The 18,030-nt window shown below is 69.1% G+C and carries 9 protein-coding genes; 3 read left to right on the top strand and 6 right to left on the bottom strand.

Going from position 1 to position 18,030, the window contains the following annotated elements; genetic code table 11:
• Positions 1-206: 206 nt before the first annotated feature.
• The 4 genes from ABZ664_RS38965 to ABZ664_RS38980 all read right to left on the bottom strand — a co-directional run bounded on the left by ABZ664_RS38965 (position 207) and on the right by ABZ664_RS38980 (position 11,388).
• Entirely contained in the window at positions 207-5,696 is a 5,490-nt protein-coding gene (locus ABZ664_RS38965; RefSeq protein WP_362522228.1) for a ThuA domain-containing protein, read from the bottom strand.
• A gap of 217 nt (positions 5,697-5,913) precedes the next feature.
• Positions 5,914-7,194 (bottom strand): ROK family transcriptional regulator, encoded by a 1,281-nt coding sequence (locus ABZ664_RS38970; protein WP_362522230.1) that lies wholly within the window; start codon positions 7,192-7,194, stop codon positions 5,914-5,916.
• Between the two features lie 420 nt (positions 7,195-7,614).
• Positions 7,615-9,984, bottom strand: a complete 2,370-nt coding sequence (locus ABZ664_RS38975) for a hypothetical protein (protein ID WP_362522232.1) — start codon at positions 9,982-9,984, stop codon at positions 7,615-7,617.
• A 447-nt stretch (positions 9,985-10,431) separates the two neighbouring features.
• Complete coding sequence (locus ABZ664_RS38980; protein ID WP_362522234.1) at positions 10,432-11,388, bottom strand: carbohydrate kinase; 957 nt, start codon at positions 11,386-11,388, stop codon at positions 10,432-10,434.
• 119 nt (positions 11,389-11,507) lie between these two features.
• Between ABZ664_RS38980 and ABZ664_RS38985 the strand changes: the two genes are divergently transcribed.
• Complete coding sequence (locus tag ABZ664_RS38985) at positions 11,508-11,732, top strand: hypothetical protein (RefSeq protein ID WP_362522236.1); 225 nt, start codon at positions 11,508-11,510, stop codon at positions 11,730-11,732.
• Positions 11,733-11,790: 58 nt separating this feature from the next.
• On the opposite strand, the gene ABZ664_RS38990 is transcribed toward ABZ664_RS38985, so the two are convergent.
• On the bottom strand, positions 11,791-14,640 hold the full coding sequence (locus tag ABZ664_RS38990; RefSeq protein WP_362522238.1) for a PEP/pyruvate-binding domain-containing protein: 2,850 nt from the start codon (positions 14,638-14,640) through the stop codon (positions 11,791-11,793).
• Positions 14,609-15,094: a MarR family transcriptional regulator gene (locus ABZ664_RS38995; RefSeq protein ID WP_362522240.1), complete on the bottom strand. Its 486-nt coding sequence runs from the start codon at positions 15,092-15,094 to the stop codon at positions 14,609-14,611. Before ABZ664_RS38995 ends, ABZ664_RS38990 begins: the two co-directional genes overlap by 32 nt.
• A 596-nt stretch (positions 15,095-15,690) precedes the next feature.
• Between ABZ664_RS38995 and ABZ664_RS39000 the strand changes: the two genes are divergently transcribed.
• A complete protein-coding gene (locus ABZ664_RS39000) occupies positions 15,691-16,884 on the top strand; it encodes an ice-binding family protein (RefSeq protein WP_362522242.1) in 1,194 nt (397 codons plus the stop codon).
• 955 nt (positions 16,885-17,839) lie between these two features.
• Positions 17,840-18,030 (top strand): hypothetical protein (locus tag ABZ664_RS39005; protein WP_362522244.1); only part of this gene is annotated, 191 nt, incomplete at its 3' end.

Here is an 18,030-nt window from a genome sequence, read left to right on the forward strand (position 1 = left end):
TCGTCGGGGTCGGCGGAGGCCATCGCGGGGGCGGCGGTGGCGGCGAGGGCGAGGCCGAGCAGGGACGCGGCGATGACCCGGGTGGTGCGGGTGGTTTTCATGGGCTTGCTCCGTTTATGGGGGGCGGGGCCGGCCGGTCTGTCGGCCGGCCCCGGTTGATCAGGGCGGCGACCGCGGCGCGTACGCCGTGGTCGCCGCCGGTCAGGTCAGCCGCAGTTGAGCGCGGTGTAGGCGGTCTCGTAGTCGGTGGTAACCGGCTGGCCGCCGATGGTGGCGGTGCCGCTGGTGGTGACGGTGCCGGCGGCGAGCTGCCCGGTCCGGGTGTTGAAGGACTGGTAGGCCTGCTTGCCCGGGGCCACGTTGGTGACCGTCTTGGAACCGTAGGGGGTGGTCAGGGTGATGTTGGCGGGCACGGTGCCGTTGTTGACGGCCGTGACCGCCAGGTGCGCCGTGGTACCCACGCAACGAGCCTGGGCCGTAACGGTGAGCGGGACCGACGGAGCGGCCGACACCGTGACGGTCTGGGTCTTGATCTCCTCGACGTTCCCGGCCTTGTCGGTGGCGCGGTAGCGCAGCTCGTGGTCGCCTTCACCGGTGACGTTCACCGTCTCGGTGTAGGGCGTCCAGTCGCCGCCGTCCAGGGAGTACTCGATCTTCTCCACGCCGGACGTCTCGTCCGTCGCGGAGAGGGTGACCGGCACCCCGCCGTTGTCCGGCGAGCCGACCGTCGAGGTCGTCGTCGGAGCCTTCGCGTCGACCTTGACGGCGAGCGTCTTGGTCGCCTCGACGTTGCCCGCCTTGTCGACGGAGCGGTACGCCAGGTTGTGGTCACCGTCGCCGGTGATGGCGACCGGCGCGGTGTACGTGGTCCAGGCGCCGCCGTCGAGCTGGTACTCGGTCTTGTCGACGCCGCTGCCCTGCGCCTCGTCGGCGCCGGCCAGCGTGACCAGGACCTGACCGGTGAACCATCCGTTCTCCGGCTGCGCCGGGTTCGGGGTGGCCGTGGTCACCGGGGCGGTCGTGTCGGCCGTTCCACCGCCGGTGAGGCGGAAGTAGTCGAACTTGACCGTCTTGGACGCCTGCTGCGCGGTGCCGAGGGTGAACACGCCGATCTTGCCGTTGCCGACGGCGGTGTTCGCCACCGTCTGCGCCATATCGGTCCACGTGGTGCCGTCGGCGGAGTAGGAGCCCTTGAAGGTGGTGCCCTCCTTCTTCAGACGCAGGTGCCAGACGCCCTGGGTGAGCGTGCCGGTCTGCGGCTGCGGGTTCTGGACGGTCCCGCCGATCTCGCTGCGCAGCTCGATCCGGCGCGACACCGCGGAACCCGCGGTGTTACCGGTGAGGTAGTCGAGCTTCACGTAGTTGTCGTCGTCGGCGTAGACCATCAGGCCGCCCTGCTGGTACTGCTCGTTCAACGCCGACCCGTCGACCTTCGTCTCCAGCGTCCAGTCGCCGCTCGGCGCCGTCTGCAGGATGAAGTTCTTCGGAGTGCCGTTGGTGCTTCCGTAGATGTCACCCGTGGTGGTGTCGATCTCCAGGTTGCCGCCGGTGACCCGGACGGTCGGGGTGTCGCTACGGACGATCGCGTCCCAGCGGCAGGTGTCGAGGGACGAGCCGTTGAACTCGTCGTTCGGCGCCGGCCTGCCCGCGGTGTCGTCGGGGTTGATCTGGAACCAGTCGAAGGAGGCGTCGACGATCGGGCGGGTGCCCGTGTTCGCCAGGGAGAGCAAGCCGATCCTCGGGTTGGTGATCCCGGCGAGGGCCTTGGTCTGCGGCATCGCCGTGAAGGTGGTGCCGTCCGAGGAGTAGTGGGCGGTGATGTTGGTGCCGTCGCTGACGAACCTCACGTACACCGTGTCGGGGTAGGCGTCCCCGAGGCTGGCGGTGTTGCTGTCCGTCACCTCGTTGGGCGTGCCGTTCTCCTCACGGATGAACTGGAAGACGCGAGCGGCGTGGTCGTTCGTCCCCCGCGCCTGGAGCACCATCTTGGCGTAGTTGTCGTCGTCGCCGTAGATGATCAGACCCGCCTGCTGGTACATGTCGCGGGCGTTCAGCGTGACCTTGGTGGTGGCCGTCCAGGCACCCTGCGGCATCGGCTGGAGCACGATGTTGGTCGTGGTTCCGGTACCGGTGCCGTAGATGTCGGTGAGCGAGGTCGGCAGGACGAGGCTGCCGCCGGCGACCTTGAGGTTCTGGTCCTCACGGACGACCGACCAGCGGTTCCTGTCGAGCTCGGTGCCCAGGAAGTCGTCGGAACGACCACTCAGGCACGCGGTGGTCGGCGGGTCCACCTTGATCGTGAGCGTCTTGCTCGCCGCGGCGCCCTTGGAGTCGGTCACGGTCACCGTGGCGTTGTACGTGCCGGGGGCGTTGTAGGTGTAGCTGGCGTCGGCGGTGGTCGGCTGCGGCGAGCCGTTCACGCCGAAGTTCCACTTGTAGGTGAGCGGGGTGTTGTTGTCGGGGTCGGTGGCGGTCGAGGTGAAGTCGACCTTCAGCGGGGCGACGCCCGTGGTCGGGGTGGCCGTCGCGTCCACCGTCGGACGCTGGTTGTCGGTGACGCCCTGGCCGATGAAGTCGACCCAGTTGAAGTTGAGCAGGTAGGCGTCGTTGGCCGCGCTCGCCGGCTTGCGCACGATGAAGAACACCGGGCCGGTCGTCGCCGGAACGTTGTTCAGGTCGACCGTGACGTCCTGGAACGTCTGCCAGCCGCCGGTGGGCGCGATGTCGACCGAGCCCAGCAGGGTCCCGGTGTCGGCGTTACCCGCCTTGATCTGCACCGTGCCGCCGGCACCGCCCGAGGAGACGCGGAACCGGACCTGGGAGATACCGCCCAGGTTGAGCGGGGTGTAGGACCAGAAGTCGCCGTCGGTGGTGAAGCCGATGCTCTGGGCGCCGCCCTGAGGGTCGGTGGTCGTCTCGGCCTGGACGCCGGCGGCGTCCGTTCCCGTTCCGTCCGCGACCCGGCCGGTCGACGAGAAGTGCTCGGCCTGCTTGCGCTTGGGCTGGAGGATGACCTCGGCCCGCCCGGTCAGCGACTGGGCGCCACCCTGGCCGCCCTTGTCGGTGTAGGTCGCCTCAAGGATGTAGAACAGGTTGTCGTCGATGCCGTGGCCGCTGTCGGACAGCGTCTGGATGGTGCCCTCACAGCCCTCGTGCTGGTCGAGCGGGTGACCGTGACTGTCGTGGCCCAGGTACGCCTGGATCTGGACGTCGTCACAGTCGATCGTGCCGTCCTCGGGGTCGGTGACGACGATCTTGTACTTCACCTGGTCGCCGAACTCGAAGAACCCGCCGTTCGGGGGCAGTTCGAGGGTCACCGTCGGACGGGTGTTGCCCACCGTGATCGGCAGGTTCGCCGTGGCGGTGACGCCGTCGGCGTTGCTGACGGTCAGGACCGCGCTGTACTGCCCGGCCTGGGTGTAGGTGTGCGAGGGGTTGGCCTCGGTCGAGTCGGCGGTGCCGTTACCGTCGAAGTCCCACGAGTAGGTGAGCGGCTTGCCGTCCGGGTCGCTCGATCCCTGGCTGGAGAACTGCACGGTGAGCGGTGCCGGGCCGTCGGTCTTGTCCGCGGAGACGCGGGCGACCGGCGGGCGGACGCCCTTGGTGTACTCGATGCGGTAGATGCCGGAGTCGGCGTTGTCGCCGCCGAAGCCGGAGCCCCACTCGATCAGGTACAGCGCGCCGTCGGGACCGAACTTGATGTCCATGGGGCGCTTGAAGCTCATGGACCGCAGGATCTGGTTGATCTTGATCTGGGCGGTGCCGGCCTCGTTGAGCTGGAACGAGAACATCTTGTTCGTGTTCCACTCACCGAAGATCGCCTTGCCGTCCCAGTAGGCCGGCCACTTGACGGTCGACGCGAGGTCGGCGTCGTAGCGGTAGACCGGACCGGCCATCGGCGCGCCACCGTTGAGCTCCGGGAAGGAGTTCGCGTTGGTGGAGCCGACGTACCAGATCTTCGCCGCGATCGCCGGGGGCAGCGTGGTCAGACCGGTGTTGTTGGGCGAGTCGTTGGTCGTCGCGGCGCAGTTGAACACGGCGCCCGACACCTTGGTGGCGAAGTTGTAGTCGTTGTACGGGGTGTTGTCGCCCACACAGAACGGCCAGCCGTAGTTGCCCGGCTTGTCGACCAGGTTCCACTCGACGGTGCCGCGCGGACCACGGTTGGCATTCGCGGAGCCGGCGTCGGGTCCGTAGTCGGCGACCATCGGGAAGCCGGTCTTCGGGTCCAGGCCCATGCGGAACGGGTTACGGAAGCCCATGGCGTAGATCTCGGGCTTGGTCTTGGCTGTGCCCGCGGGGAACAGGTTTCCGCTCGGCACGGTGTAGGTGCCGTCGGCCTGCGGGGTGATGCGCAGCAGCTTGCCGCTCAGGTCGTTGGTGTTGCCCGAGGTGCGCTGAGCGTCCCAGGAGGACCGGCCGGACTGCTCGTCGATCGGCGTGTAGCCGTCCGAGGCGAACGGGTTGGTGTTGTCACCGGTGGCCAGCCACAGGTCGCCGGTCTTGTGGTCCATGAGCATGCCGCCACCGTGGTGGCAGCACTCGGCCCGCTGCACCGGCACGTCGAGGACGACCTTCTCGCTGGAGAAGTCGAGCGTGTCGCCGTTGACCGTGAACCGGCTCAGCCGGTCGACGTTCTGGCCCACCGGCGAGTAGAAGAGGTACAGCCAGTTGTTGGTGTCGAAGTTCCGGTCCAGCGCCAGGCCGAGCAGACCGCTCTCGTTGGCGGTGAACACGTTCAGACGGCCGGCCGTCACGGTCGAGCCGTTGGTCTTGATGACCTTCACGTCGCCCAGGCGGTCGATGTAGAAGACCCGCCCGTCCTTGGCGATGTCGGTCATCATCGGGTTCGACGTGTTGTCGTCGAGCGTGACCTTCTCGAAGCTGCCGCTCTGCGAGGCCGAGCAGTCGGCCTTCTCGGCGCCCGCGGCGGTCTTGATTCCGCCGAGGAGCATCTTCAGGAAGTTCGGCTCGACGAAGCTCGCCTTGGTGTGGCCGAGGCCGGTGTACCAGGAGCGTCCGCCGTCGTAGTCCTGACACCACACCGTCGGGTGGTCGATGCCCATGGTGGCACCGGTGTAGGACTTCCCGTCCATCGACGCGAGCACGTGCACGTTGGCACGCGGGTTGGTCGTGTAGTCGTACCACTCGTCGGTACGGGTCCACGAGGTCGGCAGGTGCGCCGTCGAGGGGTGCGCGGGGTCCTCGACCTTGACGGTGGCCTGCTGGATCGCCGGGTGCGACTTGAAGTACGCGCCGACGAGCTTGCCGTACCACTCCCAGTTGTAGCCACTGTCAGAGGCCGCGTGGACGCCGGCGAAGCCGCCGCCACCCTGGATGTAGCGCTCGAAGGCGGCCTTCTGGTCCGGCGTGGTCACGGGGTCGCCGGTCGTGGACATGAAGATGACGGCCTGGTACTGAGCCAGGTTGGCGTCGGTGAACTTGGCGCTGTCCTCGGTCGTGTCGACCGCGAAGTTGTTCTCCAGGCCGAGCTGCTGGACCGCCGCGATTCCCTCGGGAATCGAGTCGTGCCGGAAGCCGCTGGTCTTGGAGAAGACCAGGACCTTGAAGTCGGGATCGGCGACGTTGGCCGCCGACGCCAGGCTGGTTGAGGCGGAGCCGGTGGTGGCGTTCGCCGGTGACGTCAGGAATGTGAAGACAGGGAGCAGGGGCGCGACGATGGCCAGAGCCATCATCGCCGCCGTCCGACGTAGGGAGCGGTTTTCTGTTAACGGCAGGCTCTTGGAGAGCCCGGCCCACGTTCGAGAACGTGGTGACATGGTGATCCCTTTCCTGACTGGGGGGTCGTCAGGCAAAGCGCGCGCCGCCGCGCTGGTGCCACTTGTTACATGGGGATGAGGTTGGGTACTGCGGTGATCTGGAGGGTGCCGCCTCCAGGCTTGTGGGGATCCGTTAGCCGGTCGAGAGCTGGGGTAACGGATCCGTGATCATGGTTGGATGGTCGATGAGCCGGTTGACCACCATGTTCGCCGCGCCCCGTGAGGCGGCTCCGAAGCCGAGATCGGAGGCGACGAACCTGCACCGGTTGGCGGAGCCGGCCACGACGAGCCGCTCCAGCTCCGCCTGGGCGTGGGGTAACAGCCATTCGGCGAGCGTGGCGAAGTAGCCGCCGACGACGATCACTCGCGGGTTGAACAGGTTGGCCAGGATCGAGCCGCCGAGCCCGAGCCACCGCCCCACCTGCGCGACCGCGTCCGTCATCTGCCGGTCGCCCGCGACCAGTCCTCTGACGATCTCCGTGGCGTGCTCCTCGGGGTCGGATACCGGCAGATCGGCCGGCCTGCGCGCCTGGTCCGGCTCGGTCGCCCGTACCAGCGCGGCCAGGCCCACCTTGGTCTCCCAGCAGCCGTGCCGCCCGCAGCCGCAGCGGATGCCGCCCGGGTCGACCGGCAGGTGGCCGACCTCGCCGGAGAAGCCGTCCGCGCCGCGCAGCAGCTTGCCGTCGACGAAGATGCCGCCACCCACGCCGACCTCGCCCGTCAGGTAGACGAGATGGGGGGTGCCGGCGGCGACGCCGACGGTGTGCTCGGCCACGGCCGCGAGGTTGGCGTCGTTGTCCACCGAAACTGGAACGTTCCCCGTGCCGAGTGCGTCGGAGAGGCGTTCCGCGAGGGGCAGGTCGTGCCAGCCCAGGTTGGGTGCGAACGTGACGACGCCACGCGCCACGTCGACCAGGCCCGGGACCGCCACCCCGAGACCGGCAGGGACGGCCCCGGCAAGTCTCATCGCCTCGATGGCCTCCATGGCCATCCGGCCGAGCATGCGCAGCGCGTGATCCGGTCCGCCGGCGATCGCGTCGAAGCCGATCCGGCGCTCCACCAGGACCCGGCCGCCGAGGTCGGATCCGTGGACCGAGATGTAGTCGACGTTTATCTCCAGGCCCAGCGCGCCGACGTGCGTGCCGTGCAGGGCCAGGGGCCGCCGTGGGCGGCCGATCGCGCCGACGTGCTCGGTGTCGACCTCGCGGACCAGTCGCCGGTCGAGCAGTTCGGACACCAGGTTGGAGACCGTGGCCCGGTGCAGGCCGGTCGCCTCCGCGATGTCGGCCCGGGATTGGGACACGTTGTCGCGCAGGTGGCGCAGGACCAGGGAGAGGTTTGTCTGGCGCACCATGGGGGAGCTGGTCGGCAAGGCGGTGCCGGTCGCGTGGGTGACGCTGTACCCGTGGGTCACGCGTGCCACCGCCTTCTTTTGTCTCGGCAATCAACTAATGAGGTTTGTAACACGCGAGTGTCCGGTGTGCACCTTGTTGCGAGGTAACGAGTTGACATCTTCGCGTATGCGCAGGTGAGAGACGTATCGCATGTTACGCACTGTTACGTTTTTCGTCGCATGTCTCCCCCCGGCCCGATGGCCCCCGCTCCGACCGGTCACGCGGAGCGGCTGAGGCATCCGGTTGAGGCCCTCATCGGTCCCGGCGCCCGCACCGCGTCGAGCCGCCGAGGGGACGGGCCGACCGGGAACGTCGCAGCGGCCCCGCGGGGCAGGGTGCCCGCCGGACCCACGAGGACGGGCACGAACGAAGCGGGCACGAAAGAAGCGGGCACGGCCCGACGGCCGTGCCCGCTTCGTTGGTACCGGTTGTGTTCGAGGTCAGAGCACGTCGTCGTCGGTGACGACGAGGCGGGCGAACCCGTTTCCGATCGTCGCGTTCGTCGGCACGGACGCGACCACCTGGTATGACTGGGCGGTCGTCGCCGGTGTGGTGTCGCCCACGATCGGCACCTGGAAGGTGGCCGACCTCGCCCCGACGGGGATGACGACCTGCTGGGCCAGCGCCGTGATCACCGGCGCGACGCCGGTGACGATCGACTGGACGTTGACCGTCACCGGTTTCTTGCTCCGCCCCGAGAGCGTCAGCGTCATGGTGGCGACGCCGGGGCCGTTCCCTTCGGGGACCGTGAGACTCTGCAGCGAGACCTGCGGCAACTCGTCCAGTTCGGCCTTGCCCACGCGGACGTCGGAGAACGCGAGGTCGCCCAGGTACACGCCGCCGGTCGGGCTCGCGCCGGTGAGGCGGACCTCTCGCACGTCACGCAGGTTGACCTCGTCGAAGGACGACGTCGGGATGCGCACCGTCCGCAGCCACGTCTTGGGCAGCGGCGAGGTCGTACCGGGGAACGGCGTGAGGGCGTCACTCACGCCGGAGACCGGCACGGTGCCGGTCCTGCCGCGGCCGTCGACGACGGTGACCGCCAGGTCGACGTTCCCCGTCGCGTTCTCGTCGAGGGCCGCGCGGAAGGTCAGGGCGTCGCGGCCGTTGACGTTCCGCGATCCCGGGGGCAGCGGAACGCTCACCTCGCCGCCGGTGTCGGTCCAGGAGAACCGCAGGACCGGCGTGGCGGTGACGTTTCCGGCGTACGTCGCGGGTGTCCAGGACGGTGCCTGCGACGTGGTCAGCCTGGTGGCGCAGGTGGGCAGGCCGCTCTGCGGCGAGCGGTCCAGCATGCCGGCACAGATCACGCCGGTCGCCGCGCCGGAGACGGTGAAGGGGGACGACGGCGAGGTGAAGGGGGCAACATCGACGCGCTTGTCGAACTCGGCCTGCGCGACCGTGTGGACGACCGCACGCCCGGCGGACTCGGGAACGGCGCCGCTGCCGTCGAACAGCGGAAGCAGCGCGTGCTCCTTGCCCTGGACGAGACGGAAGAACCCGGCGATGTAGGCCGTGCCCACCGCGTACTGCTCGGCCGGGGTGAGCCGGCCGGGGGCGACCGCGCTGCCGCACACCGGGTCGTTCCGGTTGCTCCAGTCGTCGGACGCCGGCGCGACGGCCACGCCCGGCGTCCACTCGGTGTTGAAGAAGTTGTGGTTCGTTCCCATGATCATGAGTGAGGAACGGAACGCCTCGTCCTTCTCGAAGGCGTACAGGGAGTCGTCGTAGAAGTGCTGTCCCTGCTGGTTGGAGACGTCCCCGTCGCAGTACGGCAGGAAGACGGACATCGGGATGTTGGGCAGGGTGGCACGGGCGAAGTCGGTGGGCGCGAGCGGAAGGACCGCCTGGATCCCGTACGGCTTGGGGCGCCCCGCGTTGAGCAGCGCCGCCTTGACAACACCCTCACCTCCGCGCGAGTGTCCCATCAGGCCGACGTCGTCCATGTCGAGACGGCCTTTGAAAAGCTCGACGAGCTTGGCCTCGCCCTTCCCCTTCGTCGCGTCGGCGAGCAGGTCGAGGTGGCGCATGACGACCTCGCCGCGCGCGAGCGCGCCCCGGTCCTCGCTGAACGGGTTGTCGGCGGCGTTGACGCCGTTGGCGCTGACCGACACGACGGCGTACCCGTGACTGGCGAGCACGTCGGCGGGGCCGTCGTACCCGGTGAAGCTGAGGATCGGCTGCTGCCCTGCCGGGCACGGCCAGGTGGTGTTCGACGTCTGGCGCGTGACGGGGTTGTAGCACGCGGAGTGGCGGCCGTGCTGGAAGACGACCAGGGGAAGCCTGCCGGTGGCCTCCTTCGGCAGATACGTCTTCGCGCGGACCTCGGCCTGCCTGCCGCCGAGGCCGGCCAGGGTGATGGCGGTGTCGCCGAGGTCGTACTCGTCGTGGACGACCGTGTAGCGTCCGGGAGTCGCCGGGTCGACCGGCGGAGCGGGGGTACCCGGCTTCCCCGGCCGGGAGGGCGCCGGTTCGGGAGCGATCCTCCCGGTGGGGGCGGGCTCCGAGGGGACTTCTCCGTTCCAGGCCACGTCGACGGACGTCGCACCGGAGACGCCGGGGTCGGTCGTGGTCACCGTCAGGGTCGTGCCGTCCGGCGACTCCACGGCGGGGCCGAGGGAGGTGCCGTCGACGGCGAGTTCCGGTATGGCGTCCCGTACCGGAAGCGGCTCGGCGAGTCGAAGTGTGATCTTGTAGCCACCGTCGACGGTCTCGATCGACCAGGCGCCGTCTTCACCGGTTCCGGAGACGGGCGGGTCGGCGTGGGCGGAGCCCGCGAAGAGCATGGTGGAGATCATCGCGGCGGTCACGGCTCCGACGAGAGTCCGTGTCCTGAATTGCGCATGTAAGCGCATGTCTTTCCCTTCGAGCGCAATGCCCCCAAGGCGGTGCTTACGTCCGCTGTTGGTGGGGTTTTTGCATGTACGGCCCGAATCAGATCGTGCGGGATCGCCTGCGAGGGTTACGAGGTTTTTGCGAGTCTGTAAATGACATTCGGTGATGACCGTTGGAAAACCGCGCTGAACACACCTGCGGGGATCCGGCGGCCGCGATGTGGAGTCGGCCGCCTGATCCCCAGGTCACCGCCGACCCCGCTCGGCCTCGTCGTGCTCGCGGGGGTCTCGCGCCGCGAGGGTTCCAGACGCGGCGGAAGGTCAGGGGAAAGGCGCCGGGGCGGGAGGACGAGCCCGTCGGGCCCGCCGATGAGGGTTTCCTGGGCGGGCGAACCCGTCGGTTCCACCCGCCCGTGGAGGGTTTCAGGGACGAGCGGTGACGAGCCCGTCGGGCCCGCCCGCCCACGGAGGGTTGGCGCCGGCCACCGAGCAGGTGAGCGAGGCGACCCGGGCGGCGAAGGTCGCGGCGTCCACCGCCAGGTCGAGATCGAGCCGGTCGAGCCGCCCGCCGAGCAGGCCGGAGGCGTCCAGCCGGTGCAGGAACCCGGCGGTGAAGGAGTCACCGGCGCCGACGGTGTCGACGACCTTCGTGGGCGGGGTGGGGACCGTGGCGCGCTCACCGTCGACGGACAGCAGCGCCCCCCGCGGGCCGCGGGTCACCACGACCAGACGGACGCCGGCGTCGTGCCAGGTGTCGCAGACCCGCTCGACAGGCTCGCCGGGGTGAATGTGCTCCAGGTCGTCGTCGCTCAGTTTGATCATGTCGGCCAGCGTGCACCACCGGGGCATCCGCTCAGCGTAGACGGCCGCGTCGATGAGCGCGGTCCGCACGTTGGGGTCGATCGAGATCGTGGCGTGGGCGGCGGCCGCCGCCAGTGCCTCCTCGACGGCCTCCGCGCCCGGCGCACGGACCAGGGCGAGCGAGCCGGTGTGCAGGCACGAGACGTCGCCGATCCGTTCCGCGGTGAGTTCCGCCGCGCTCCACCCCCAGTCGGCGGCACCGTTGGCGTGGAAGGAGTAGCGGGCCTGTCCCGACTCGTCCAGGGTGGCCACCGCCAGGGTGCTCGGCTCCACGGCGGCGACACAGCCGCCGAGATCGACCCCCGAGGCGGTGAGGTGCGCGCGGAACAGGGCGCCGAAGGAATCGTCCGACAGGCGTCCGAGAAAGCGGGTGGGGGTGCCCAGGCGCGCCAGGGCCACCGCGGTGTTCGCGGGTCCGCCACCTGGGAGAACGCGCAGGGTGAGCTCGTTCTCCGAACTGGCGGCGGTGAACGCGTCGGCGACGCACTCGCCGAGCACGGCGATCTGGGTGGAGGGCATGGTCCCTGCCTTTTCTGAAGACGTTTTCCGTGAGGGTCGCCCGGGCGCTTCGATCGGAGCCAGGCTCGTCGCGGCAGCGGGATTGACGTTTCCCACCGGGGAGTCCATCATCCATGGCAATGGACGCCGACGTTGACACCGAGGTCCGGCGATGGCGGCGGGTGTTCGATCCCACCCGGCCGATCGTCAGGCTCCGGCTCCGGGGAGATCTCTCCTCCGGCGGTGTCCGGGGCCCCCGGCACGCGCTCTCGGTGCCCGGCCGAACCTCCGATCCCGGCCGCGCTCCCGCCGAGAGGTACGGCCGCGACGGGGCGCTCCCCGTCGATCGCCGCGACGGCGTGTGAGGTCGCCGGTCCTCGTGACGGTTCGTGAGGTCGCCCTCGCCGGGAGCCACGCCCGCGCTCAGGTGGCGGTCGCGACGGCGAGGACGGCGCCGGAGGCACCGTCGACGGTGATCTCCTGGCCGGTGACGATGCGCTCGGTCGCCCCCCTCACCCCCACCACCGCGGGGATGCCGTACTCACGGGCCACCACGGCACCGTGGGAGTTGGCGCCGCCCATCTCCATCACCAGGCCGCCCGCCGTGAGGAAGAGCGGGGTCCAGCCGGGGTCGGTGGAGGGACAGACCAGGATCTCCCCGGGTTCCAGGTACGCGCCGACCGGGTCGAGGACGACCCTCGCGACACCGGTGACGGTGCCGGCCGAGGCAGGGGTGCCGGTCAGCGCGCCGTCCACCGGTGCCGGTACGCCGACGGCCTCCGGCTCGGTGCCGTCCGACAGCAGGACGCGGGGGACGTGCCTGCGGCGCAGCTCACGGGTGGCCTCCTCGCGCCGCCGCGCCACGAGCTCCGCCGGTGCGGGGCGCGTGGCCCCGCCGGACGAGGGGAGGTCGAGGGTCTGCCTGGCCTCGCGGAAGGTGAGGAAGAAGACGTCGTCGGCATCGGCGAGCAGCTCGCGCGCCGCCAGCTCGACACCGACGGCGAGCAGCTCGGCCCGCATCGCGGCCAGGGCGGTGATGAGGGCGTACTTGGGCATCTCCCGCAGACCCGCCAGTGCCCGGGTCCTGCCGAGCGCGAAGCGGACGAAGCGCCCGCGAAGCCCTCCGGCGCGCCCGCTCAAGGTCTTGATCATGAGGGTGGCCTCGGCGGCGCCCGTGGCGAACAGCGCGTCGGGGGCGAGGGCCGGGTCCTCCAGCCGCAGGTAGTTGGCGAGAACGCCGATGATGTGGGTCGGATCCTCCGACCAGCGCGGCAGCCCGAGGTCGATCTCGGCGACGGCCCTGACGCCGTACACGGCGAGGAAGTCCGCCAGGCCCTTCTGTACCACGCCGGGAAGCGAGCCGGCACGGAAACGCTGGGTCAACTCGGCGGCGGGAGTGCCCAGCAGCAGGGAGGTGGCCTCGCGGTCCTCGCGGACGCGGACGGCCACCCGCCACAGCGCCAGATCCATCTCGGTGGTCACGTTGTGCGGCAGCCCGCGCAGGACCGTCTGCAGCTCGCCCGGCCTGGCCCGCTCCCCCAGCGCCTTGGCGGCGAGGCCGAGCATCGCGAACCCGGCCACCGCGGCCGGAGCGATCGTCGGCAGCAGCGGGAAGATCTCGCGGCTCAGCACCCGCTCGACGTGGTCGAGACGCTGGATCGGGGTGGAGCCCTCGGGCGCGCTCAGTTCCCCGCGCAGGCGCGCGTTCAGCAGTTCCACGTCCCGGTGCGCCGCCGCGGGGTCGAGCAGGGCCCTTACGGCGCGTCGCGGGACGCGGAAACGGGACGCGATCCGCACCGCCCGCCGCAGGGGCGGGCGGAGCGAGGGCTGGGTGACGCTGAACCGGGGATCGTCGAGCAGCCCGCGCAGCACCTTCGCCGACCTCGCCTCCATCACGTCGAGCACCCTCGGGAAGACGACGCGGCCCACCCTGCCGCGCATGAAGCCGGTGATGTCGAAGAACAGCCGCCCGCCCGACTCCGCGACGACGAGGGCACCGGCCACCCGGTCGGTCACCGGGATCCCCACGATCTCCATCGCCGACGACGACAGCAGCCTGAAGGCCGACATGCCCATGGGGGTGATCGGCCGGTAGAGCCCCTGGGCCAGGCTGAAGCAGAAGTAGACCCGCGTGCCCTCGGGCTCGACGCCTCCGGGCCGCGCGTTCAGGGCGCCGGTTTCTCCCGCGTGTGCTCCCCCTGCGCCTGTGCCGTCCGCGCCTGTTTCCCTCGTGTTCGTGCTGCTCGTGCCTGTGCCCGTACTGCCCGCCACGGACGACGGGCTCGCGGACGGCTCCGCGTGACGGGGGATCGGATAGAGCGTGGTGATGGGACGCGACTGGGTCAGCCACAGCACACCATCGGCGTCGATCGCCCACTCGGTGTCCTGAGGCGCTCCGTAGTGCCGCTCGACCCGGTCGCCGAGTTCGGCCAGCGCCCGCACCCGCGCGTCTGTGACGCAGGCGTCCTCGGCGGAGCCCGCCCGGGACGCGGGATTCACCGGCGGCGCCTCGACGTGCTCGACGCCGCCGCCCGGCAGCGACCGTACGGCGATTCGCTTGTCGCCGAGGCGACGCTCGGTGATCTCGCCGGTGGCGGTGTCGACCACGAAGTGGTCGGGGTTGACCGCGCCGGAGACCACGGCCTCGCCGAGCCCGGGGCCGGCGTCGATCACCGCCTCGCGCCGCCGCCCGGTGACCGGGTTGGCGGTGAACATCACCCCCGCCACCTCCGACTGGACCATCTCCTGAACGACCACCGCCAAGCGCACCGCGCGGTGGTCGATGCCGTTCGCGGCCCGGTAGGCGACGGCTCGGTCGGTCCAGAGGGAGGCCCAGCACCGCCGGACCGCGTCCAGCACGGCGTCGGCGCCGATCACGTTGAGGTAGGTGTCCTGCTGCCCGGCGAAGCTGGCGTCCGGCAGGTCCTCGGCGGTCGCGGAGGAGCGGACCGCGACGGGACCGGCCGCACTGTCGCGTACGGCCCTTGCGATGTCGTCGGGGACCGGCGCGGCGAGCACGAGCTCGCGAGCCTTCGCGGCCAGCGCGTTCAGGGCGGGGACGTCCCCGGCGGACGTCGTGGCGAGTGCCGCGAGCACGTCCTCCAGCCCGGCTCGCTCGGTGACCCTGCGGTACGCCTCGGTGGTGACGCACAGACCGGGGGGAACGGGAAGCCCGGCGGTGGTGAGCACGCCGAGATTGGCGGCCTTGCCGCCGACGAGGGGCAGCATCTCCGCCCCGATGTCATCGAACGTCAGGATGAGGGGATCGGGCATGGGCGCGTCTCCTTGAGGCTTCGCCGAGGAGCGCCGTGGCCCGGATCACGAGCTCGCGTTCTTCGGCGGTCAGATAGGCCATGACTTCGAGTTGGGCGTCGGCACGGACGCGCTCGAACGTGCGGAGGAAGTCCGCTCCGGCAGGGGTGAGGGTGATCCGTCGCACCCGCCGGTCGCCGGGATCCTCCCGGCGGTCGGCGAGCCCCCGTCGTACGAGCTGGTCGACCAGGCGGCTGGTGGCCGAGACGGATCGGCTGACGCGCCCGGCGAGTTCGCGGAGCGTCGGGGGAGCCGGGACGTCGAGGGTGTAGAGCGTGGCGATCTGGATCATGGAGGGCTCGTCGTCCTCGAACCCGCTCAGCAGATGGAGCAGCAGACCGGGGATGAGCGCCCGCCGGAGATCGCCGATGTCGTCGGCCAGCCGGTCGCGCTCCGCGCCGTCCACGGGGTCCATCGGACAACTCCTTGCATCACCACAACTAATGCGTTGCCGCAACGTTAAGTCGGAGAAGTCCAGAAGTCAACAAGTGATGAAATTAGTGCGCGTGCCGTCCGCCGGTCTCGCGAGGTGTCCGGTTCGCGGGCGAGAGGGTGCCCGGAGGTCGTGACGGGCGCACGGTCCCCTGTGAGTCGCTGTCCGGCCTGGCGGCGGCGGTGGGCGCCGTGGTGAAGGCAGCGATGGGAGGCAGTGCCGGGAGGCGACGTTGGAACAGGCTGGGCACAGCACGAAGCCGAGCCCTGGGGAGCCGGCCGGGTTCGAGTGTGGGCGACCGATCGGGTCGGGATCGGGACGGTGTCAGGTGTGGCGGGTGGGTGGTTCAGGAGGCGTCGCCCCAGCGGCCGCTAAAGGCTTCGCCGGATGACATGGCGATTTCATCTTTTTCTCTAGAAATTACGCCAAGTCTTTGTTTCCCGCATGTCGGATGGCAGGGAGACAAAATGCCGATTAGTAAGGTTGGCGGATATGTTGCGTCATTGGCAATGCGCCTGAGCTGAACCGTACCAAAGGAAAAGGGCAGTTTGATGACAGATGCCGGTCGCCCTCGCCTCGTGCCACGAAACATCGTTGGATACCTGCGGGTATGGGTCCTCACGGTTCTGATCACGGCAGGAAGCATCGCCGCGACACCTTGTATCGCGAACGCGTTGGCGGAGCCGGTCGCGCTGGGCGCGGCCGCCGGCTTCGCAGTGCTGGGCGGGGCCTCTGTCACGAACACCGGGCCCACTATCGTCACCGGAGATCTGGGGACCAGTCCTGGTACTTCGGTGATCGGTTTCCCACCCGGCACCTTGATAGGAACCTTCCACATCGCCGACGCCGCTGCCACACAGGCTCAGACGGATCTGCTCACCGCATACAACGACGCCGCCTCCCGTACTCCTGACGCCACCATCCCGACAGAGCTCGGTGGAACCACCGTGACTCCCGGCGTCTACAACTCCGCCGCGGGCACATTCCAGATCACGGGAAATCTGACGCTCGACGCCCAGGGCGACCCCAACGCGGTCTTCATCTTCCAGACCGCCTCCACTCTTGTCACCGCGGGCGCGAGCATGGTGACCCTCACCGGGGGAGCGCAGGCATGCAACGTCTTCTGGCAGGTAGGCAGCTCGGCCACGCTGGGAGCCGGCACCGACTTCTCCGGCGACATCCTCGCGCTGACCTCGATCACGGTGGGCAACGGCGTGACCGTGGACGGCCGAACCCTGGCCCACGACGGCACTGTCACGCTGGACACGGACACCATCACCCTGTCCACCTGCGCTGCTCCTCCCAGCAGGTCCACCACCACCACGGTGAACTCGTCGTGTGCCATAAGCCAGCAAAGCCCGATCACCTTCACCGCGACGGTGAGATCCACGAGCGGGATCGTTCCCACCGGTCCGGTTGAATTCTTCAGTGACGGAGTGAGTCTGGGCACGGCCCAGCTCGACGGCACCGGCCACGCCGAGTTGACTGTCGCGCCCCTCCCAGAAGGCGTACATGAGATCGTCGCCGTCTTCCCCGGAACGACCGAACTGGACGGCAGCACATCACCGGTCTTCATACAGGCCGTCGACTCCCAGGGCTTCTGCCTGATAGAGGCGTGCGGGCCAACGTGTGGCAGCGCCCCTCAGACCAGGCTGCTGTCCATGACTGCGGGGCATGTCGCGCCAACCCTCTGCGAACGCAATGACCGTAGACGAGACCGAGGGATCACTCCCAAATTCACCCACAAAATACACCAAATGCCTTCACTGTGATTTCAATGAACTACAGAACGAAGGTTGCAACATAAAGCCCATATGTGCATAAACATAAGCTTGGGCGGGCCGCCTCTCGTTGCTTTCGTATCATCATGTTATTAATTTACGGTTCGGTGCCCAGGGCGATGCATTTTGGGGCATTCATCGGGTATCTCGTGATCGCTGTCCATGCGTCACAGAGGCCGCCTCTCGGAATCCCAAGCGACACGGAATGACATGAATCTCACTAATGGTAGAAATATTCTGACTACGCAGCCCAGTGGGCTTGCCCGAAGTCGAGGCGCTGCGGCGGTTCTCGTCGGCGTTTTTTTGGCTACATCATTTCAAATGCAGGAAAGCGTGCCCAAGGAAAAGCTTGACAACATTCGCCTGATTGCGCAAGCGGAGGATTGCCCTCCTGTGGCCACCTCCCGAAAGCCGCATGCCTATGCGGGGGCCCATTGTCGGAAGAGGTGCTGTAAGCCATGTAAGTGCAGGAAAAAGCCTTGCGCATGCCTGAGTGGCCCTCGTGGCCCGCGCGGACCGAAAGGCAAGAAAGGTCCAAAGGGTGCAACGGGACGAACCGGCCCATACGGCCCGCGAGGCCCCGAAGGTGAGACTGGCACGCCAGGACCTCCCGGCTTGAAAGGACCTGCAGGACCGCAAGGACCCGAAGGGCCAGAAGGATCCGCAGGAGCGGAAGGGCCAGCAGGACCTGTGGGTGCGACGGGCGCAACGGGTGCGACGGGTCCGCAAGGTGAGACAGGTCTGCAAGGTGAGATGGGGCCGCAGGGACCTGTGGGTGCGACGGGTGCGACGGGTGCGGTGGGTCCGCAAGGTGAGACAGGTCTGCAAGGTGAGACAGGTCTGCAAGGTGAGATGGGGCCGCAGGGACCTGTAGGTGCAACGGGTGCAACGGGTGCGACGGGTGCGGCGGGTGCGATAGGGCCGCAGGGACCTGTGGGAGCGACCGGTGCGACGGGTGCGGCGGGTGCGGCGGGTGCGGCGGGTCCGCAAGGTGAGATGGGGCCGCAGGGACCTGTGGGTGCGACGGGTGCGACGGGTGCGGCGGGTCCGCAAGGTGAGACAGGTCTGCAAGGTGAGATGGGGCCGCAGGGACCTGTGGGTGCGACGGGTGCGACGGGTGCGGTGGGTCCGCAAGGT

Origin of the sequence: Streptosporangium sp. NPDC006930 (assembly GCF_040635605.1) — a bacterium.
GTDB lineage: Bacteria > Actinomycetota > Actinomycetes > Streptosporangiales > Streptosporangiaceae > Streptosporangium.

What these genes read in the sequence shown, in the direction of transcription:
- ABZ664_RS38965 (WP_362522228.1), bottom strand. Translation starts at nt 5,696, where the DNA reads ATGATGGCTCTGGCCATCGTCGCGCCCCTGCTCCCTGTCTTCACATTC.
- ABZ664_RS38980 (WP_362522234.1), bottom strand. Translation starts at nt 11,388, where the DNA reads ATGCCCTCCACCCAGATCGCCGTGCTCGGCGAGTGCGTCGCCGACGCG.
- ABZ664_RS38985 (WP_362522236.1), top strand. Translation starts at nt 11,508, where the DNA reads ATGGACGCCGACGTTGACACCGAGGTCCGGCGATGGCGGCGGGTGTTC.
- ABZ664_RS38990 (WP_362522238.1), bottom strand. Translation starts at nt 14,640, where the DNA reads ATGCCCGATCCCCTCATCCTGACGTTCGATGACATCGGGGCGGAGATG.
- ABZ664_RS38995 (WP_362522240.1), bottom strand. Translation starts at nt 15,094, where the DNA reads ATGGACCCCGTGGACGGCGCGGAGCGCGACCGGCTGGCCGACGACATC.